We start from the raw sequence: 19,901 nt of genomic DNA, 5'->3' as shown, positions 1-19,901 counted from the left end.
TTCTCCTCATTATTTAAAGCTTAAAAGTAAAGATTTTATTAATAAATTCCATCCATCTACCATAATAAATAATAGTAATTTAAAAGGTAATGAAATCATAACCGGAGGGAGCATAAACATCCCCATAGACATAAGTGTGCTTGATACCACTAAATCTATTAATAAAAATGGTAAATATATTAAAAATCCTATTTGAAAAGCTGTTTTTAATTCACTTATAGCAAATGCCGGGACTAATATATATAATGGAATATCATCTCTTGTGACTTTTTTTCCATCCATATTAGACATTTCTAAAAATAATTTTATATCTTTTTCTCTTGTCTGCTTTAATAAAAATTTTCTTACAGGTACTTCAGCTTTTTCTATAGCTTCTTTAAATTCAACCTTTTTTTCCATATAAGGTTTTATTGCAGTTTTATTTATATCACTTATAGTAGGTGCCATTATAAATATGGTAAGTGCCATGGCTATACCAATTAAAATCTGATTAGGTATAGATTGCTGTGCTCCTAATGCTGATTTTAAAAATGAGAGTGTAATAATTATTCTAACAAAGCTTGTCATCATAAATATTACAGTTGGCAAAAACATTAAAAATGTTAAAACTATAAATAATTTTATTAAAGGAGCTAAATGTTGCTGATTTTTTAACATCATACTAGCGAAATCTTCCATATTTATTCCTCTTTAAGTTTAATTTATCTATCTTGTATTTACTAAGATTTAAATTATTATAATCTGATTTATTTACTTTAAGGCTTTTATATTTTGATTTATTTCCAAAAAAATTAAATTTCTTATATCTTGGAGTAAACTGCCCTAAGTTTATTTCAGAATCATCTTTTATTTTTTCTATTGAATTTATTTCTTCTTTAGTTAAATCCTTAATTTTATCTACTTTAGAAGGTGATGATACTAATACACATCCCTCATCACCTATCTTTAAAACAAATAAATCTATGTCTTTTTTTAAATTTGTAACTTCTAAAACTTTAGTATATTTTTTGCCTGCAATAGTTGACATACTTGCTTTACTTAATCTTAAAGAAACTACTATTAAGATTAAAATTAGTGGTACAAATATCAATAAATTTATTATATATTGCAACATATTATCCATGATGTTTATTATCACTTCTCCTTTTGCTCAACAATTAAAATATCTACCCTCCTATTTGTTGCCCTGTGTTCTGGTGTATCATTTTTAACTAATGGTTTAAATTCTCCATATCCTTTTGCAGAGAATCTAATAGGATCTAGTTTTTGCTCATCTACGAAATATTCAACTACACCTACAGCTCTTGCAGTTGATAGTTCCCAGTTAGAAGCAAACTCTTTATTATGCATAGGAACATCATCTGTATGACCTTCAACTAAAACGTCATTATCAGTGCTTTTTATTATACTCGTTATTCCATCTAACACTTTTTTTCTATCTTCTTTTAAATTTGCTTTTCCTGGGTCAAATAATATATTTTCTCCTAATTGTAATACTATACCCCTATCTTCTTCTCTAACTTTTATGTCATCTTTAAGACCTTTTTCATCTATTATTTTATTTAATTTTTTAGATAAATCTTCGTATTTTGATGCTAATTTATCTCTATCTTTTTCTATAGCTACCTTTAGCTGGTCTATATTTTTTAAATCAGTTACTTTTGTACTTCCTTGAAGTGAATTTTTTAATGCAGCAGTTAACTCATTAAGTTTTTGAGTATCTACTGCAGACATTGAATATAGCAATATAAAAAATGTAAGAAGTAAAGTTATTGTATCGGCATATGTGTCCATCCACGCATTTGTATTGACATCATCGCCTTTCTTTTTTTTACGCGCCATCTAAATCTGCTACCTTTTCATTTCCTTCTCTTTTATAATATTTTGCTCTTTCTTTTTCATCTAAGAATGCTATTAATTTTTCTTCTATTACTCTTGTACTTTCTCCATTTTGTATACTGCTAATTCCACAAATCATCATTTCCATAAATACAACTTCTTTTTCACCTTTTCCCTCTATATTAAATCCTATAGGGTTTAATACTGCATTTGAGAATAATGCACCGTAAAAAGTAGTTATTAATGCTTTTGACATACCACTTGCTATTACTTCAGGAGAACCCATGTCTGTAAGCATTTGTATTAGACCTATTAGTGTCCCAACCATACCAAATGCTGGTGCATAAGATCCCCATACTTTAAACATTTTAGATCCACCCGAATAAAGTACTTCTTTTTCTGCTATTTCTGTTTCTAATATTTCTTTTATACTTTCAGTGTCCACACCGTCTATTACTAATTCTAATCCTTTTTTTAAAAATTCATCTTCTATCTGCGAAACTTCCTCTTCTATAGCTAGTACTCCATCTTTTCTTATCTTTTTAGAAATTTCTTTAAACTGGTCTACTAAATCCATCTTGTATAAATTGTTTGATGTTGTACATAACTTAAAGTACTTAGGAATCTTTTTTATATCAGCAACCGAAAATGTTACTAATACTGCAGAAAATGATCCTCCTAATGTTATTGCTAAAGAAGGCATATCTATAAATGGTTTGATTCCAGTCCCACCCATAGATATTCCAAACATTACAAGAGCAAAAGCTAGCACTAGTCCTATTGGTGTTAAAATATCAAGCTTTTTCATTTCTTTATCTTTCTCCTCTTTTATCTCTTAAGGTTTATTATCTCTTGTAATAATTCATCACTAGTTGTTATAACTTTACTAGAAGCTTGGAATGCTCTTGTTGTAACTATCATTTCTGTAAATTCTTCTGATAAATCTACGTTAGACATTTCTATGGCTCCTTGGTTAATTTGACCATGAACAGCTGTCTTTAACGGTTGTCCTGAGTTTGCAGATTCTGAATAAAGATTTCCACCTAATAACTTTAATCCTTCTGGATTTTGAAAAACTGCTATTTTAAGTTTTTGCTGTGTTCCTTTAACTATATTTCCATTTTTATCAACTAATGGCATTTTTGTACCATCCTCTAATAAATAAGATATTTTACCTTCCTTATCTATATTAAAAGATAATACCTTTTTAACATTCTTAGCTCCATCTGGTGCTGGATTTCCATTTGCATCTACTGCCTTTGGTATTTCTATAGGATTTCCATCCTCTCCTAATACTTTATAACCATCAGCTGTTACTAAATTACCATTTAAATCTAGACTAAATGATCCATCTCTTGTATATGCATATTGATTAACTCCTGTTTGAACTGTAAAAAAACCATCTCCATCCATAGCTAAATCTGTTGGTCTTCCTGTTGGTTGTATTGGTCCCTGTATCATATTTTTAAAGATACCACTAACTTTAGTACCTATACCAACTTGTCCAGGGTTTACTCCACCAATTACTCCACCTGGAGCACTTGCATATAAAAATGTTTGGTTTAAAGCATCAGAAAATCTTGCAGATTCTTTTTTAAATGCACTTGTTCCAACATTCGCGACATTATTACCAACAACATCCATCTTAGTTTGGTTTGCTTTCATACCGCTTATTCCTGAGTACATTGATCTTAACATAAAACTAATCTCCCTTAACTTCTAATTTTTTTCATTTATTTTCATTAAAGCTGCATATTCAATAGATGCAACTTCGCCTGTATCTTTATCTTTTACGTCCATATATACAGTCCCATCTTTTATATGAACACCTTCTACCATACCTTTTATAGTTTTATTTTCTGACTTTGTGTTATTTGAACTTTCATCTAATTTTGTGGCATTCATTTCGACTTCCTTACCTATTAAAGATGTCGCAGAATTTAATGCTGAATTAGTTAATAACCCACTAGTCATTCCCATCATTTGTTTCATATTATGATTAAGAGTCATTGTCTGTTCTAGCATAGTAAATTGAGATAATTGTGTTACATATTGAGTGGGATCTTGAGGATTAAAAGGATCTTGATTTTGCATTTGAGCAACTAGCATTTTTAAAAATAATTCTTTGTTATTTTCTTCCCCCGGCATTATTATAGGAGTGTTATTTTCTGTTTTTTGACTTTTTTGATTTTTAGGTACTTTTTGACTTCCTATTATATCTGGTTTATTCATACTTACTAATCCACTCATTTTATATTCTCCTATACTAATATATTTAGATTATCTTCTTCTATATTAGAGATTTCATTTATATCTTCTAACATAATATCTCTTATACGTCTTTGGTTATTTTTCTGTCTTTCTTGCTGGCTATTTTTATTATTAAAATTTTGGTTTAGATTGTCTGAAAATACATTTTGGTTTTCTGAATTTATATTTATTGATACATCTTTTACTTTTATGTTCATATCATTCAAATGTTTAGTTATATCATTTATATTTTTATTTACCAAGTCAAATATATTATTTTTACTAACAGTTATAGATAAACTATTTTCTTCTCCATGCTTTATAAGTTTTATAGTCATCTCTCCTAATTCTATTGGATTAACTTTAATTTTTATTTCTTCATTACCACTTCTTTTTAAGTAGTTTACTGTTTTTATAATATCTTCATTTATAAATATTTTTCTAATCTCTTTAACTGAGCTATCATTTAAATTATATGTATTTTCATTTTTTAAAATATTATTTGTATTTAGATTTCCTATGCTTCCTTTATTAAGGATGTCTTCTAACTTACTTATTTGTAGATCATTGTTATCTAAACTACTACTTTGATTTAAGTTTTTTTTATTTATTAATGAATTAATTTCTAATTCTCTATACTTAGTTTCCTTTATTAAGTCATTTTTTTTATAATTTTTAGTATCTTCAAAATCATTATTTAATAATTCATTGCTATTTGAAGTTGGTTTTGATTTGATATTATTACTACTTTTGTTTTCGTTTATATCAAATTTTTTTATTATATTTTCTGTATCATTATTTATTTTCTCTAATAAATCATTTAATTTATCTTTATCATTGTTACTTAATAAATTAGACTTAAATTCAATTTCACCTAAAGTATTTTCTAAAGTTTCTAATCCTTCTTTATTATTTATATTTATTTCTAAATTATTTTTATCTATATTCATAGAATCAAAAATAACTTGTATATTATTGATACTTTCATTTAACCCTTCTACATCTTTACCTTCTTTTAACTCATCATTTACGAAATTATATATGTATTTAAGGTTAAATATTATATTTTGAAGGAGATTAAAATCAATGTCTTTTTTATTAGATTCATCTGTATTGAAATTTAAACTCATATCTTCAAGCTTTGATTCTATTTCGCCAAAAAAACAATTGACTATATCTTTACTTCCCTCTGTTTTTTTTAAAGTATTTTCTTTTGCATTAGTCATTGCTTTTATAGACATATTTAAATTCATATTAATTCACCTTTATGATATATTTGTTCTATTTCTTATATATGCATATAATGCAAATTCGTCATTTTTTAATTGTTCTAATCTATCTTCTTCTTTTTTTAATCTATTAAGTTCGTTTTCTTTAAGGGTTTCTAAAGATTTCCTATCTATTTGTTTTTCTATAAAATCTTTTTTTGCTTTAGAAACATTAATTTCTTCTTTTCTCAAATCTTCACTAGTTAATTTTATAGATTGAGTAAGTGCTGCTAAATAATTAATAGTAATTTTTTGACTAATTATATCTTTAGACATTCCTATATCTGAGTATTTTTTATAAGAATTTTCTAAATTCCTTAAATTATTCTCTATTATTCTTTTTTGATTTTGAGCTTGTGTATATCTTAATTTACTTTCTTCCTCATCTTTTACTTTTATATCTAGCAGTTTTTGAAGTTTGAATTTGAACTTACTCACTTACATCAGTCTCCTTTAGTTGAACATATTAATTAATAACTCTTTGCTTTCATTAAATGGTGTACTATCATTAACACCTTGTTTTAAATAATCATTTACTCTGTCTATATATTTAATAGACATATCTATATTTTTATTTGAACCTTCTTCATAAGCTCCAATATTTATTAAATCTTCAGCTTCTTTATAAGTAGCAAGTATATCTCTAGCAAATGATGCAGCTTTATTATGATTATCATCTGCAATTTCTTTCATAAGTCTACTTACACTGTTTAATATATCTATAGCTGGATAATGATTTTTATGTGCTAATTGCCTAGATAAAACAATGTGTCCATCTAGTATTCCTCTTACAGTATCTGCTATTGGTTCATTAAAATCGTCTCCATCAACTAAAACAGTATAAAAAGCTGTTATAGATCCTTTTTCAGACATTCCTGTCCTTTCCATAAGCTTTGGTAACATAGCAAATACGGAAGGAGTATATCCTTTTTGTGCTGGCGGTTCTCCTATAGCTAATCCAACTTCTCTTTGAGCCATAGCAAATCTTGTTACAGAATCCATCATTAATATTACTTTTTTACCTTTATCTCTAAAGTACTCGGCAATAGATGTAGCTGTTAGTGCTCCCTTTAATCTTACTAAAGGTGATTTATCTGATGTAGCACAAACAACTACCGACTTCTTCATGCCTTCTTCACCTAAATCTCTCTCAATGAAGTCTAAAACTTCCCTTCCTCTTTCTCCAATAAGGGCTATAACATTTACATCTGCTTCTGCCGTTCTTGCCATCATTCCTAAAGTTGTACTTTTACCAACTCCACTACCTGCAAATATTCCTATTCTCTGTCCTTCTCCACAAGTTAAAAATCCATCTATTGCTCTTATTCCTGTTGGCATTATATTTGTTATTCGAGGTCTTCTCATTGGATCTGGTGGTTCATTAAATAAACTATATCTCTCACCTTGTAAAATCATATTTTCATCTATTGGATTCCCTATGCCATCAAGTACTTTTCCTAAAAGTTCATCACTACATTTAACACTAAGTGGTACTCCTTGTGCAATTACTTTGCAACCAGGTCCAATTCCTGTTAACTCACCAAGAGGCATAAGTATTACATCTCCATCTCTAAAACCTACAACTTCACAATTTATAGGGGTATTTAAATTATTGTATACAGAGCATAACTCACCTACAAATCCTTTTATACCTTCGACTTCTATTGTAAGACCTATAACTTTTTTTACTTTTCCTTCAGATATAACAGTAGGCATATCCTTTATCCTACTAAGTATTCTTTCAAAATCTATGTCTATCATAATAGCTCCTCTTTAACCTTATCTATTACAGCATCTACACCTACTATTATTCTTCCTTTTATATTCTCTATAATAGCATTTCCAATATCTATAGATTCATCTTCTAAAACGAATACGTCGCCTTTAAGTTTATTACATTCTTTTAAACTTAATATTTCATTATTTAAGCTATCTTTATATAAAGGATTTACTTTTATCACTATATTTTCCTTAAGTTCATACTCTTCAATTATCTTAGTTAATAAAGTATTCATAGATGATTCTGATTTGAATTCATCCCTTAGAACTTGTTGAGCTATACTTATACTAATTTTTAGTATTTCTTCTTTATTTAGATTCATATACTCAGCTACTTTATCCTTGGCTTGTATCAATAATTTACTGGCATTATTTACAATTTCTTCAGACTCTTTTTTTGCCTTTTCTATATTTTCTTCATATGATTCTTTGTATCCATCTTCATATCCGTTTTTAAGGCCTTGATTGTATCCTTCTTCATAAGCTTTTTTTTCTATATTTTCTCTTTCTAACTTGCTTTCTTCAATTATCTGACTTGCCTCAGCTTTAGCTTTGTCTATAATGTCATCATATTCTTTTTGAGCTTCTTGTAACTTAATATTTATTTCTTCTTTTTTTTCGCTTAATTTTTTTTCTAAGTCTTCTCTAAGCTTTCTTTCTTCTTCACTTTCAATTTGAGAGAGGTTATTTATTGTTTTTACGCCTTTTAAATTAACATTTTTAGCCTTTATTATGTTACTACATGATAAACTCATCATCTGATCCTCTTGTTAAAGTTATTTCACCCATATCTTCAAGTCGTCTTATAACATTAACTATATTTTGTTGTGCTTCCTCTACTTGAGATATTTTTATTTTTCCTAATAAATCAATTTCCTCTTTAAGAGCTTGTGATGCCCTTTGAGATTGATTTCTAAATATGACATTTGATACTTCCTTAGATGCTCCCTTAAGAGCAAATGCAATATCTTTAACATTAACCTCTTTAAGAATTCTCTGAATAGTAGAATTTTCAAGCCTTACAATGTCGTCAAATATAAACATATTGGCCTTTATATCCTCAGCTAATTCATTGTTTCTTTCTTCTATGTAACTTATAATACTTTTTTCTGTTTTTCTATCTACATTACCAAGTATTTCAACCAAGCTATCAACACCACCAGAACTTTCCATTTCTCTTTGTCCAAGTTTTGATAATTTCATTTCTACAGCTTCATCAATGGCCTTTATTACACTTGGTGATACTGATGATGTTGATCCTATTTTTAGTGAAACTTCATTTTTAATCTTAGGTGGTAACTCACTTAATATCAAAGCTGCTTTGTCTGATTGTATGTGAGATAAGATTATAGCTATAGTTTGTGTACTTTCACCTTGTATACATGCTAATATCTGCTCTGGTTCAGCTTTTCTCGCTGCCATAAACAGTTTTGTATAAGCATCATATCTAATTCCTTCTATTAATTTATTAGCTCTTTGGTTTCCTAAAGCTCCATTAAGCAGTGATTTTGCATAGTCTATACCACCTTTTAACACAAATTCTTTTCCTTTATTTAGTTCTATAAATTCTTGGAGAATTTCTCTTCTTTCTCTTGCGTTGACAGTGTGTATATTAGCTATTTCTACACCGATTCTTTGTATTTTCTTATCAGATAGATTTTTAACTATATCCGCTGAAACGTCAGTCCCTAATGTCATTAAGAGTACTGCTGCCTTTCTAGCACCAGTAACTCTTCTCACTTTAGGTATATCACCTAAATCAAATGCATTTCCTGATTTAGTACTCTCTACTGATTTAGTAACTTCATTTTCCAAAACAAACTACCACCCTTTACTCATTTAACCAATTATTTATTAATTCTGTAACTTCTTCTATATTTTCTGAAGCGTATATCTTAACTTCTTCCTCTAAAGTCATATTATCTTCATCATCTTCTAAATTGTGTAGCCTATGTTTTTCCATTTCTTCTAGCTTTTGATTTATCATATCTATTTCATTAGATTCATCTATTTCATCAATTTCTTTAGATTTATTCTTTTTCTTAATAACAAATATAGCTATAAGTGCTATTACTATAACTAGTAATAATCCGGCTACTATATATCCTGTTGTTTTTAATAACTTAGCCACTTCATCTTCATCACCTAATGCATTTTTTAGATTCTTTTTAGCATTTGCTTCAAAGTCCATAGCAACAACTACTACATCATCGCCTCTATTTTTTTCTACACCAATGGTATTAGATACCATATCTTTAACGTCTTTAATATCTCCCGCATCTAATTTGCCATCTATAGCAACCGAAGCAGTTATTCTATTTAATTCACCTTGAGCCTTAACAGTTTTAATTTCTGTCTTTCCTACTTCATACTTTATATCTTCACTTTTACTTTCAGTAGTTCCATCATTTACATTGCCTTTATTATTCATATTGTTATCAACAGTACCACCTGTATTTACTGGCTCTGTAGATTTATTTTCACTTTTTGACTCACTTACTATAACCTTGTTAGGATCTATTATCGTTTGAGTTTTTTCATTAGTGTCAAAATTCAAATCAGCATTAACAGTTGCTCTTACTTTTCCCTCTCCAAATATAGGTTCAAGTAATCTAACTATATCTCTTTCTAATCCTTTATCTAGATCTCTTTCTGCCTTAGTTGCAATATCAATCCCATTAGAATTATCGCTAGAATTTGATTTTCCATTTTCATCAAATATTCCTTCTGATAATAAGACCATATTTTGGTTGATTACCTCAACATTTTGTTTCGGTATATTTGGTGTACTTGCGGATACTAAAGATATTATAGATTTAACTTGTTCTTGACTTAATTGTTCTCCTACATTTAAATCTACATAAACGGCTGCTTTTCCAGGTATGCTCTCTTTAGCAAATACAGATTCTTCACCTTCTGTTATATGAACTCTTGCATCTTGTACTTGCGGAAAAGTTTTTATAGTTTTTTCTAGTTCACCTTGAATCATTCTTTGTTTTTTTACCTCAAATTCTTCATCTGTAAGACCTAACGATGATCCTTCATCCATAAGTTCAAATCCTTTAGAACCATTTGAAACTTTTCCAGATAGTTCAAGTCTTAACTTATCTACCTGATCTTTAGGTACATATATACTATCGCCCTCTATTTTCGTTTCAATTTTTTCTTTTTCTAGTTCTTTAGTTATAACAGATGCATCATTTGAATCTAAACCCGAGAAAAGAACATCATATTTATTATCATTTTTATACTTAATTCCAAATATTATAGCTAATATAATTGCAATCACTCCAACTATAATGGCTATTTTCTTTTCTTTTCTCATTTCCTTAAATTTTTCTTTTCTTGTTTTTATAAAATCTTTTATTTTTTCTATTATCTCTTTAAAATTCATCTATCTGCTCCTTATTAAGGAATTACAATTGCACTCTATTAATTTCTTGGTAAGCATCATATAACTTATTTCTAATCTCAATCATAAGTTGCACTGACATTTGAGATTCTTGTGCTGATAGCATAACATCATGCATAGAAACATCTTCACCTTTTATAAGCGCTTCTATCTTTTCATTTGAATTTATAATACTATCATTTACCTTACCTATAGCATTCTTTATAACATCTTCAAATTGCTTGTCTGGCTTTTCATTTCCTTTAACTTTATATGTAGTCTTATTATTAATAGCATTAGAGAATATATCAGAATTAATATTTATATTGCTTATTCCTGTCATTTAACCACCTACTTTCTATCTACCTATCTCTAAAGCTTTAGATATCATATTTTTTTGAGCATTTAAAGTATCTACATTAGATTCGTAAGCTCTCGATGCACTTATAAGATCTGACATTTCAGCTAATAAATCTACATTTGGATATTCTACATATCCATCTTTGTCTGCATCAGGATGATTTGGTTCATATATTTTTCTGAGAGGAGATTTATCTTCTTCAATCTTTTTTGTTTTAACACCTAACATCCCTAATTTTTCATCATAATTTTCTTCAAAGCTAGCTACTTTTCTCCTATATGCTCCTCCATTTTTAGTTCTTGTAGTCTGCATATTAGCAACATTCGAAGATATTATATCCATTCTCATACGTTCTGCTGTCAGACCACTTGCACTAATTCTCATACCACTAAAAACACTCATTTATTTACCTCCCAGATATTATACTTTTTGTCATAGCGATTTTTATATTTGTAAGACTTACTAACGCATTATATTCTAATGTCGTAGCTGCTTGATTAACCTTCTCATGTTCAATATCAACGTTATTACCATCTTCTCTGACCACAGATTCCTTATCAACCTTTAACTTTATACTAGGAATTTCTAGTTTATTCTTTAAAGTATCTTCGAAACTAACATACTTTCTTTTATACCCTGGAGTATTTATGTTAGCAATATTTTCTGCAATGGCATTACTCCTTAAATGTGTAGCATCTAATCCCATTTTCATTAAATTATAGATTTCCATATTACTCTCCTCCATTAATTTTATAAATCAAAAAACCACTCTATAAAGAGTAATTTTGTATACTACATAGCATACTATCATTGCTAGAATTTGATTATTTTAGATATAAAATTAAATCAATATATTTATTATTCGTTTTCTTATATTTAATTTTCTTATCATTTTAATTGTAAACTTTTACTTATTTTTTTCTATATAATTTATACTATTACATAATTTTTCCTATAATAAAAAATGTAAGATACATAATGAACTTTGATAATATAATTGAATTATTAGATTTATTAAAATATTATTTCTTCAAAAAAAAATAACTCTAAAGAGAGTTATATAATATCAGCGTCGATAAATAGAGATGCATAATTTGGACACAAACAATCAAAATAATTTATATATTATTCATAATTCTCCAAAATTATAAACCTTATATATCGAAAACAAAAACACACAGTTTTTTGCAACTGGCTAGCATAGTTTCTACTTTAGCTCCTATAGTTTTGCGTCACTAGATTTCTCTAGCTTGCCTATTTTGTTTTTCGTTGTTTTTCGTTCTTTTTTTACACTTTTCGACATTTTTTTCCATACACTAAATATTATAGTATAATTACCATTTAATCAAGTTTTTATTTGTATTTTCTTACTATTTTTTTTCAAACTAATATTAAAAATACATTTAAACTTATTTGTTAAATCACAAAGTGTAATTTTATTTTATATTATATTTTATATTGTATTTTATATTATACGGCTGATATAATTAGAACTTTATATTTTTTATTAAAATAATACAAATTATGTATTAGACAATAAATTCTACATCACTAAAAATTTTTAACTTAAACATCCTTATTCAGATTAATTCATAAATATTATAAATTTAGATAATATTCCTATTTTTTTCAATTATGACTGTAATTTTATTTATAAATTCAAAATATTAAAACCAGAAAATTAAATACATTTATATCTATATTAGTTCCTAAAGATATTTTTGATATAAATATTGATTTAACACTCAATTATATTAATAAAATTTCTTATGATACTTATCTACCTTATTAATAAATCAAAGCTTATTATACTAACAAAATGTATAGTAAAGTTAGTTTTTACTTAGATAAATTTTATAACATTTGCAATATTAAAATTTATTCTTTCTTTAAAGAAAATTTAATATTGTGTTCATATAATATTATAAAAATTCATGATTTTGAAAAATGATTAAAGACTTTAGTAGTAATTTAACTACTTTTAATTTAGATTTATTTTATGAACTTATCGGGATATGTATAAAACTATTAATTATTATAAATACTCTTATAGTTAAAATTATATACCTGTTTTAATTAATACTTAATATTTTTAATAATAAAATACAAAAAGTCTTGTAAAAATAGTTACTTAATATAATAAGTTATTCATGACTTTTTGTATTTAATATCATTGTGAAATTTTAAAAATAATTATTTTCAATACACTGCTTTATATGTTTGTGAACTTGTTCTCCACAACTACCATCAATATTTGAAAGAACAGTATTTAGTGCATTAATTCTATTATCTTTTTTGTAATCTTTTTTATTGACTACTAAATCTATAAATTTATCTACAGTCATTTCATCTTCACCAACTATATAATTAGAAAATATATCAAATACTTTTTCATGATAGTATTCTCTGTTTAATTCTATGTCATATATTAAAACAGGTTTTCCTGTAGCCATATATTCAATTAATACAGAAGACCTATCTGTTATTAGTGCATCAGATATTTGAAAAGCTTCGTAATAACTAGGTGAATTATCAATAATTATATTTTCTGTATTTTTTGCTGAGCTTAATAACTCTTTATATCTTTTATAGCATTCTGGGGCTCTTGATTTAACATATGACAGCTCCAGTGGGTGAGGTCTATATATTAATCCATAGTTTAAATCATTTCTAATTTTATTAAAGACTTCTTCAACTTCATCTAATACTTTATCTCTTCCATTTATAACTTTCATTAAGTTTGTAGTCCATAAAAATACCTTTTTACCTTTAAATTTATTTTTATAATAGTCATTTGTAGTATTTGATTTTAGACTACTAACTAAAGCATCAAATTTAGGTGACCCAAGAGGCAATAATTTCTCTCTAGCTACCCCACTATATTCTGCAATGTCTGCAAATGCATGAGATTGTACAACAACTTTATCAAATTCTCTTGTTCCTATAAATGAGTAAAAATCTTTATAAAATGAAATTGGATAAGTACCTAATATTCCATAAGTAACATATACTAGCATATCTGTATATTTTTTTAAATTATAAGAAAAATAGTTGCTATCTACTCTAGTAGCATTATTATATTCATCATATTGATTGTGTATATATATAACATCTGGACTAATTTTTTCTAAATCAAATGTTTTATAATCAGTAATAGGTACATATTTAGGCAACATATCACCTTCATATGTAAATATAGCGTCCATATTCCCATTTCTATTATAAATTAACTTATAATATGGAATTGGTACTACATAACAATTACAATTTTCATCTTCTTTAGCTTCTTTCCAAATACTTTCAAGGCTATTCCACATAGATGCATTGTATGGCATAAAAACAATATTATATTTTTCCTTAATATTTTTATTTATAATATCTATCATATCATTTATCATATTAATAATTTCTTGGCAATCATAAAGTGTATCTGTATCTTTTGTTTTATTTAAATCTTTTAATTTTTCTAATATACTATTTGATAGATTATAAAGTCTACCGTCACATTTTTTAGCATTTTCAAAGCTATTTTTAACTGTATTAATAGCTTGTATACAAATTTCAGACATAAACTCATAGTCTGTATTTAAATTTTTAATTATATAAGAAATCCCTTCTATTGAGGTTTTTAAAATTTCTATTATTCTTTGTTTTTCATTCATTTTTAATCACACTACTTTCTATAAATCCAAGATTTAAATTGTAACTTTAGTTATAAGTTTATTGTTTAACCTCTATTTAAAATAAAATAGTGTCTCTCAGTTTCTTTGTATTGTTTTTTATCAGTTAGAAACATTTCATTTTCTATAATCTTAAATCCATTATTTATAAGAACTTTAAAAACATCTATGTATTCATCAATTGTTCTATATATAACATTATATTCACTATTTAATTCATTAGAGTAAAAATCACCTAGGGTTAATCTTTCTTTTGTAGCAATTGGTGATGCTATATATATCATAGCCTCTTTATCTAAGACTTTAAGTAAATTTTCAAAGCATATGTTAAATTCTTCATCATTTATATACATTATAAGACCTGCTAAAATTACTTTATTAAACGGGGCATTACTTTTTACAACCTCATTATCATATATATTTATAAAATCACATATTTGAAAATCATAACTATTATTACAACCTATTCTTTTTCTCGCTATATTAAGTAAATCTTCTGCAAAATCAGTACCTAAATAGTATTTACTATTTAATACTATCATTTCTGCTAATCTTCCTACTCCACAACCTATATCTAAAACTTTAGAATTTTTATCTATTTTTAATTTAGGTATTATAACCTCTTTTTCATACTCATCTAATAATTTTGCATATTCAGAATCATTATCGTTACATTTTACAGTTTTATAAGGATTATCTTCTGTGTACTTTTCTGCTCTTTTATCCCAAAATAGTTTTACACTTTTTTATTTATATTTATGTTTTCTTTATATACCCTTGTATTTTTTTTCGTCATCCCATTTCTCCTAGTTAAGGTTTGATTATAAATTCATATTTAACCGATTTTATTTGTATCCATTTTTATACCAATCTAAAGCTTTTTTATATTCATTCATATTATCTATTTCCTTTAAATTTACATGAACTACTTTTAAAGGTAAATTAGGTGTTATCATTTTATATACATGGTCATTTCCGCTATTAAGTTTATGTGCATATATTTTAAACAACCCAGTCCATTCATACTTTCCATGTTGTCTTGAAAAACTAACTGCATGTTCAGTTCCATCTATAAATTCAGTATCTATATATACTGGTTCATTAGTATATGGAGAACAAACACCTATTGCTTCTTCATCATCTTCTAATATAAATCTTTCGAGGTCTTCAGGTTTAAATAATACATCTCCATCTAATGATATAATCATCTCATTAGAATGTTTTTTCCCTAGTGATAAACTAGCAGCAGTTTTTGTATTAGTATAATCATGATTAAACACAAAAGTAATATCTTTTCTATATGAACAAACTACGTCAATAACTTCTTGGGCTTGATATCCTACAACAATTCTTATATCATCAAACTTGTCTAAACATTCTAATTGTCTTATTATTAATGGTTTTCCATCAATATCAATTAATGATTTATTAGTATTTAGACCTAATCTAGTTCCCATTCCTGCGCAACTTATAATAATCGTTTTAGAAACTGACATAATTTCTCCTCCTCATAAAACGCATAGTCACAAACATTTAATACACTCGGAGCTATTGGTCTAACAGCACCAAATCCAATTCCTATATCAGCATACTCTATCATTTTTGAGTCATTACTTCCATCTCCAATAGCTACTACTGGTCCATCTATTTCTTTTATTATATCTTCCTTTTTTATAACATTTACAACTGATTTAATATATTGACCATCCGTTAAAGCCTTTGATGAATAATATATATCATTTAAACCTAACATATCCATGAGTTCACAAATCCAGATATCTAGATTACCAGTTATTATAATACATCTATCTATATTCTCTAAAATAAATTTAATTAATTCTTCATTTAATGTTATATTTTTAACTATATTACGTACTTTTTTTATAGGTATCTCTTTTAATATTTCAATTCGTTTTAGAAAACTTTCTTCAAAAGACAACTTACCTAACATAGTATCTTCTGTTATTTTGCTAATACTTTCATGACATCCAATATACTTTGCCATTTCAGGAAGTATTTCCTGTTTTGTTAATGTTGAATCTAGGTCAAATACAAATTTATATTTACTCAAATTTGAGCCTCCTCTTATGACATAATTTTTGTATATTTTAATTTATAATCATAATTTTTTCTTTTGATTCTAGAACTATGTTTTCGTCTTCACAGTTTTTTACTATTAATTCAAAATATTTAGTGGCATCTTCATATTGTCCTAATATTTCTTTTATGCACCCTATATTAAAAACCACATTATAATTGTATCTATCTAATAAATATGAATTTTTAAACATTTTATCAGATTCTTCGAACTTTCCTTCTAACATTTTTATAATTGCTTTTAAATTTAGTATCTCTGCCTCTTCTTCTTCAAATATACTTTCATATTCATATATATTTTCTTTAGCTCCAATAATATTTCCTACCTCTATGTCATTTTGAATTATCGATTTATATTGTTTTTTAAGACCATTTAGCTCTTCATTTATATCAAATTCATTTTTAAATTTCTCTATTAATATTTCTATTCCCTTTTTGTATTTTTGATTTTTTATTAATAAGTCTTTCATTTTTTTTACATACTCTAATTTATCAGTTTTACTAAGTTTTTGAGCTCTATTTATACTTATAATGAATATTTCATCTTCATTTTTCAATAAATTTAGTAAATCATCATCTTCTAAGTCTGTATTATATAATTGCTTCAAATAATCATAAGTATAAGTTATATACATTAAAAATAAATTTTCATACTTTTTACCAACTAAACCACCATATGTTAACAATGATTTAGATACACAACTATAAATTTGAAGTTTCTTTATGTCTAAAGTATTTAAAGTATTGTCTAAGTAATCATATAAATCAAATATAAAATCTCTTTTATTTGAAACTAAATAATCTATATAACCTTGCATTTTTAAGTTACTTATATTTTTTAATATATCTTCTAATTGTAGATTTTCTTTCATAGCATAATATATTATATCTGCATAATATATTTCTTGCTCTTTTGTTAGTATCTCATTATATTGTTCAATCGTTAATTTTTCACCTAATCTTATTTTATTTAAAGTACCGTAATTTCCATCTATTTTAGAAAGCATTTTATACATTTTAGGCAAATCTTCTTCTTTTATTCTTTTTAGTATACTTTCTAACGCAACTTTAAATTTATTTTGCTGTACTATACAAGATGAAAGATTTTTATATATTTCAATGATTTTTTCTTCTTGATTTAATTTATATAAACTCATAAATATAACTAAGTAAGCTTGTTCTAAAATATTAATATTTATATCATCTATATTATTTATTATCTCTTGATACATCTCTAATTTGTAATAAATATCAATAATGTTAACTTTAGCTTTATCTTGGTGTATTAATGTATCTGCATTACACTCAACAGCATTAGCTTGTGTAGATATATCATAATTTTCTATAAGATATAAATACCTTTTATAATTTTCTAAGCTTCGCTTATATTTTCTTAAATATTTTTGACTTGTCGCTAGGTAATAATATATATCTATATTTTTATTATCATTTTTTATATACTTAGTGCATAAACTTTCACATTTGTCAAACTCATTCATTTCTAAATAAAGCATAGCTAAATCTAATGTTACAAATATTGGTATATATTTAATTTTTGTATACAAATCATACCCTTTTTCCATATAATATATTGCATCTTCATAGTTTTTAGATATAGAATAAGTTTTTCCTAATTGATAGTTAATATATGGGTTATTCGGTTCTTTCTTTATTTCTTTTAATAAAATATTTTTATTTCTATTATCTTTTAATTGTTTGATTTCTTCATTTTCAAATAAATATCCATAGTGATCAAATAAAGCTACATTGTTATATATAGGATGTTTAAATTTTGGTTGTTCGTGTATTGCTCCTTCATATCTAAAATCTTTTGAGTTTTTAAACATTCTAATTAAAGGAGTCATACTATAACTTTTTTTATCTAGCGAAAGTATATTTTTTAGATTTATACTTGCACTATTATATTTATTGAATAAGCTTTTATCAAAGAATTCTTTTAATTTCTCATAATTAATTAACTCTTCATCTGCATCTAATATAAGTATCCAGTCTCCCTTTGCATAACTTATTGATATATTTCTCATATCTGAAAAGTTATCATTCCACTTTGCAAAAAATACTTTATCAGTATATTTTCTTGCAATATCAACAGTCGAGTCAGTTGATCCAGTATCTAGTATTACTAATTCAGAATTTATTTCTTCCATTAAAGGACGTAGTGCGTTCAATGTTTTATCTAAATTTCTCTCTTCATTTTTTACCATCATTACAATACTTAGTAGCATATATTTAATACTCCTTTTAAGTGATTAAATTTAAAAATAAAGAGTAAAGCACATGCTTTACTCTTTATTTTTTAACTTAATAAAGCTATCTTAATAACTGAGTTACACTTTGAGGTTGTTGGTTAGCTTGTCCAACCATAGCTTGTGCTGCTTGATTTAATATGTTTAACTTAGATAAATTAACCATTTCTTTAGCAACATCAACATCTCTTATTCTTGATTCTGCTGCACTTAAGTTTTCTGTAGAAGTTGTTAAGTTAGCAGAAGTATACTCTAATCTATTTTGAGTTGCTCCTAATTTAGCTCTTCCTGTGTTTATGTTTTCTAATGCTGCATCTACCGTACTTACGAAAGCTTGAGCCTTTGTATTATCAGATACATCTATAGTTAAACTTCCTGCAGTCTTAACTAAATCTATTGTATTTATAGTTCTAGTTTCATTATTAGCTCCTGATTGTATTGTAAATGTACCTGCTCCACTTAATAAGTTTTTACCATTGAATTTAGTTTCTTTACCTATTTGGCTCATTTCTTGTTGTAATTGAGTTAATTCTTCTTTTATCTTATCTCTATCAGTTGTAGTTAATGTATCATTTCCTGCTTGAACTCCTAGTTCTCTCATTCTTTGAGCTATATTTCCTGCTTCTTCTAATGCACCTTCTGCTGTTTGTACCATTGATATACCATCTTGTACGTTTCTATCTGCTTGTTGCATTCCTCTTATTTGAGATCTCATTTTTTCTGAAACAGCAAGTCCTGCAGCGTCATCTCCTGCTTTATTTATTCTTAGCCCTGTTGATAATTTTTCCATAGACTTTCCTGATAATGCAGTATTTTTTGCCATTTGGTTAGTCGCTATCATAGCATTCATATTAGTATTTATTCTCATTGTTTTTTCTCTCCTTAGAACTTTACGACATCCTTGTCTTTTATTTATAAAAGTATATCTATATTATATATATCGGCATAATATAGATATACTTTATATTT

At 26.4% G+C, this 19,901-nt stretch carries 21 protein-coding genes and 1 riboswitch; all 21 genes read right to left on the bottom strand.

Translation table 11 applies throughout. The features are described 5' to 3' along the window. Positions 1–9: 9 nt before the first annotated feature. The gene (fliP, locus tag FRIFI_RS03670) at positions 10–678 is read right to left on the bottom strand and encodes a flagellar type III secretion system pore protein FliP (RefSeq protein WP_092926865.1); all 669 of its coding nucleotides are present in this window, start codon (positions 676–678) and stop codon (positions 10–12) included. Beyond that, a complete protein-coding gene (locus tag FRIFI_RS03665) occupies positions 662–1,114 on the bottom strand; it encodes a flagellar biosynthesis protein FliZ (protein ID WP_166505003.1) in 453 nt (150 codons plus the stop codon). The genes fliP and FRIFI_RS03665 overlap by 17 nt, the downstream gene beginning before the upstream one ends. 20 nt (positions 1,115–1,134) lie before the next feature. Beyond that, positions 1,135–1,842 (bottom strand): OmpA family protein, encoded by a 708-nt coding sequence (locus FRIFI_RS03660; protein WP_166505002.1) that lies wholly within the window; start codon positions 1,840–1,842, stop codon positions 1,135–1,137. Beyond that, on the bottom strand, positions 1,832–2,647 hold the full coding sequence (locus tag FRIFI_RS03655; protein WP_092926871.1) for a motility protein A: 816 nt from the start codon (positions 2,645–2,647) through the stop codon (positions 1,832–1,834). Before FRIFI_RS03655 ends, FRIFI_RS03660 begins: the two co-directional genes overlap by 11 nt. 20 nt (positions 2,648–2,667) lie before the next feature. Continuing rightward, entirely contained in the window at positions 2,668–3,537 is an 870-nt protein-coding gene (locus FRIFI_RS03650) for a flagellar hook-basal body complex protein (protein WP_166505001.1), read from the bottom strand. A 21-nt stretch (positions 3,538–3,558) separates the two neighbouring features. Then, positions 3,559–4,089 (bottom strand): flagellar hook assembly protein FlgD, encoded by a 531-nt coding sequence (locus tag FRIFI_RS03645; RefSeq protein ID WP_166505000.1) that lies wholly within the window; start codon positions 4,087–4,089, stop codon positions 3,559–3,561. 11 nt (positions 4,090–4,100) lie between these two features. Next, positions 4,101–5,342 carry a flagellar hook-length control protein FliK gene (locus FRIFI_RS03640; RefSeq protein WP_166504999.1) on the bottom strand — a complete coding sequence of 414 codons (1,242 nt, stop codon included), beginning with the start codon at positions 5,340–5,342 and terminating at the stop codon, positions 4,101–4,103. A gap of 12 nt (positions 5,343–5,354) precedes the next feature. Further along, positions 5,355–5,795 carry a flagellar export protein FliJ gene (gene fliJ, locus FRIFI_RS03635; RefSeq protein WP_166504998.1) on the bottom strand — a complete coding sequence of 147 codons (441 nt, stop codon included), beginning with the start codon at positions 5,793–5,795 and terminating at the stop codon, positions 5,355–5,357. Positions 5,796–5,810: 15 nt separating this feature from the next. Beyond that, on the bottom strand, positions 5,811–7,118 hold the full coding sequence (fliI, locus tag FRIFI_RS03630) for a flagellar protein export ATPase FliI (protein WP_092926881.1): 1,308 nt from the start codon (positions 7,116–7,118) through the stop codon (positions 5,811–5,813). After that, complete coding sequence (locus FRIFI_RS03625; protein WP_092926883.1) at positions 7,115–7,894, bottom strand: FliH/SctL family protein; 780 nt, start codon at positions 7,892–7,894, stop codon at positions 7,115–7,117. The genes fliI and FRIFI_RS03625 overlap by 4 nt, the downstream gene beginning before the upstream one ends. Continuing rightward, positions 7,875–8,951, bottom strand: a complete 1,077-nt coding sequence (gene fliG, locus FRIFI_RS03620) for a flagellar motor switch protein FliG (protein WP_092926885.1) — start codon at positions 8,949–8,951, stop codon at positions 7,875–7,877. Before fliG ends, FRIFI_RS03625 begins: the two co-directional genes overlap by 20 nt. Positions 8,952–8,967: 16 nt before the next feature. Next, complete coding sequence (fliF, locus tag FRIFI_RS03615; RefSeq protein ID WP_166504997.1) at positions 8,968–10,530, bottom strand: flagellar basal-body MS-ring/collar protein FliF; 1,563 nt, start codon at positions 10,528–10,530, stop codon at positions 8,968–8,970. A 22-nt stretch (positions 10,531–10,552) separates the two neighbouring features. Beyond that, positions 10,553–10,870, bottom strand: a complete 318-nt coding sequence (gene fliE / locus FRIFI_RS03610) for a flagellar hook-basal body complex protein FliE (protein ID WP_166504996.1) — start codon at positions 10,868–10,870, stop codon at positions 10,553–10,555. Positions 10,871–10,885: 15 nt separating this feature from the next. Next, the gene (gene flgC / locus FRIFI_RS03605; protein WP_166504995.1) at positions 10,886–11,290 is read right to left on the bottom strand and encodes a flagellar basal body rod protein FlgC; all 405 of its coding nucleotides are present in this window, start codon (positions 11,288–11,290) and stop codon (positions 10,886–10,888) included. 4 nt (positions 11,291–11,294) lie between these two features. Continuing rightward, positions 11,295–11,618: a flagellar basal body protein gene (locus FRIFI_RS03600; protein WP_166504994.1), complete on the bottom strand. Its 324-nt coding sequence runs from the start codon at positions 11,616–11,618 to the stop codon at positions 11,295–11,297. A 453-nt stretch (positions 11,619–12,071) separates the two neighbouring features. Then, positions 12,072–12,153: riboswitch (cyclic di-GMP riboswitch) on the bottom strand. Between the two features lie 918 nt (positions 12,154–13,071). Then, positions 13,072–14,550: a CDP-glycerol glycerophosphotransferase family protein gene (locus FRIFI_RS03595; protein ID WP_166504993.1), complete on the bottom strand. Its 1,479-nt coding sequence runs from the start codon at positions 14,548–14,550 to the stop codon at positions 13,072–13,074. Positions 14,551–14,615: 65 nt separating this feature from the next. Beyond that, entirely contained in the window at positions 14,616–15,140 is a 525-nt protein-coding gene (locus FRIFI_RS03590; RefSeq protein WP_240276285.1) for a class I SAM-dependent methyltransferase, read from the bottom strand. 273 nt (positions 15,141–15,413) lie between these two features. Next, complete coding sequence (locus FRIFI_RS03585; RefSeq protein ID WP_166504992.1) at positions 15,414–16,064, bottom strand: NTP transferase domain-containing protein; 651 nt, start codon at positions 16,062–16,064, stop codon at positions 15,414–15,416. Beyond that, a complete protein-coding gene (locus tag FRIFI_RS03580; protein WP_166504991.1) occupies positions 16,037–16,639 on the bottom strand; it encodes an HAD-IB family phosphatase in 603 nt (200 codons plus the stop codon). The genes FRIFI_RS03585 and FRIFI_RS03580 overlap by 28 nt, the downstream gene beginning before the upstream one ends. Before the next feature lie 37 nt (positions 16,640–16,676). Then, positions 16,677–18,911 (bottom strand): glycosyltransferase, encoded by a 2,235-nt coding sequence (locus tag FRIFI_RS03575; protein ID WP_166504990.1) that lies wholly within the window; start codon positions 18,909–18,911, stop codon positions 16,677–16,679. Positions 18,912–18,996: 85 nt separating this feature from the next. Further along, entirely contained in the window at positions 18,997–19,800 is an 804-nt protein-coding gene (locus FRIFI_RS03570) for a flagellin N-terminal helical domain-containing protein (RefSeq protein WP_166504989.1), read from the bottom strand. Between the last annotated feature and the right edge of the window lie 101 nt (positions 19,801–19,901).

Source organism: Romboutsia hominis (assembly GCF_900002575.1).
Classification (GTDB): Bacteria; Bacillota; Clostridia; order Peptostreptococcales; family Peptostreptococcaceae; genus Romboutsia_C; species Romboutsia_C hominis.
Note: the sequence above shows the minus strand (reverse complement) of the source record. Positions and strands in the feature narration are given on the sequence as shown.

What these genes read in the sequence shown, in the direction of transcription:
- fliP (WP_092926865.1), bottom strand. Translation starts at nt 678, where the DNA reads ATGGAAGATTTCGCTAGTATGATGTTAAAAAATCAGCAACATTTAGCT.
- FRIFI_RS03665 (WP_166505003.1), bottom strand. Translation starts at nt 1,114, where the DNA reads ATGTTGCAATATATAATAAATTTATTGATATTTGTACCACTAATTTTA.
- FRIFI_RS03660 (WP_166505002.1), bottom strand. Translation starts at nt 1,842, where the DNA reads ATGGCGCGTAAAAAAAAGAAAGGCGATGATGTCAATACAAATGCGTGG.
- FRIFI_RS03655 (WP_092926871.1), bottom strand. Translation starts at nt 2,647, where the DNA reads ATGAAAAAGCTTGATATTTTAACACCAATAGGACTAGTGCTAGCTTTT.
- FRIFI_RS03650 (WP_166505001.1), bottom strand. Translation starts at nt 3,537, where the DNA reads ATGTTAAGATCAATGTACTCAGGAATAAGCGGTATGAAAGCAAACCAA.
- FRIFI_RS03645 (WP_166505000.1), bottom strand. Translation starts at nt 4,089, where the DNA reads ATGAGTGGATTAGTAAGTATGAATAAACCAGATATAATAGGAAGTCAA.
- FRIFI_RS03640 (WP_166504999.1), bottom strand. Translation starts at nt 5,342, where the DNA reads ATGAATTTAAATATGTCTATAAAAGCAATGACTAATGCAAAAGAAAAT.
- fliI (WP_092926881.1), bottom strand. Translation starts at nt 7,118, where the DNA reads ATGATAGACATAGATTTTGAAAGAATACTTAGTAGGATAAAGGATATG.
- FRIFI_RS03625 (WP_092926883.1), bottom strand. Translation starts at nt 7,894, where the DNA reads ATGATGAGTTTATCATGTAGTAACATAATAAAGGCTAAAAATGTTAAT.
- fliF (WP_166504997.1), bottom strand. Translation starts at nt 10,530, where the DNA reads ATGAATTTTAAAGAGATAATAGAAAAAATAAAAGATTTTATAAAAACA.
- fliE (WP_166504996.1), bottom strand. Translation starts at nt 10,870, where the DNA reads ATGACAGGAATAAGCAATATAAATATTAATTCTGATATATTCTCTAAT.
- flgC (WP_166504995.1), bottom strand. Translation starts at nt 11,290, where the DNA reads ATGAGTGTTTTTAGTGGTATGAGAATTAGTGCAAGTGGTCTGACAGCA.
- FRIFI_RS03600 (WP_166504994.1), bottom strand. Translation starts at nt 11,618, where the DNA reads ATGGAAATCTATAATTTAATGAAAATGGGATTAGATGCTACACATTTA.
- FRIFI_RS03595 (WP_166504993.1), bottom strand. Translation starts at nt 14,550, where the DNA reads ATGAATGAAAAACAAAGAATAATAGAAATTTTAAAAACCTCAATAGAA.
- FRIFI_RS03585 (WP_166504992.1), bottom strand. Translation starts at nt 16,064, where the DNA reads ATGTCAGTTTCTAAAACGATTATTATAAGTTGCGCAGGAATGGGAACT.
- FRIFI_RS03575 (WP_166504990.1), bottom strand. Translation starts at nt 18,911, where the DNA reads ATGCTACTAAGTATTGTAATGATGGTAAAAAATGAAGAGAGAAATTTA.
- FRIFI_RS03570 (WP_166504989.1), bottom strand. Translation starts at nt 19,800, where the DNA reads ATGAGAATAAATACTAATATGAATGCTATGATAGCGACTAACCAAATG.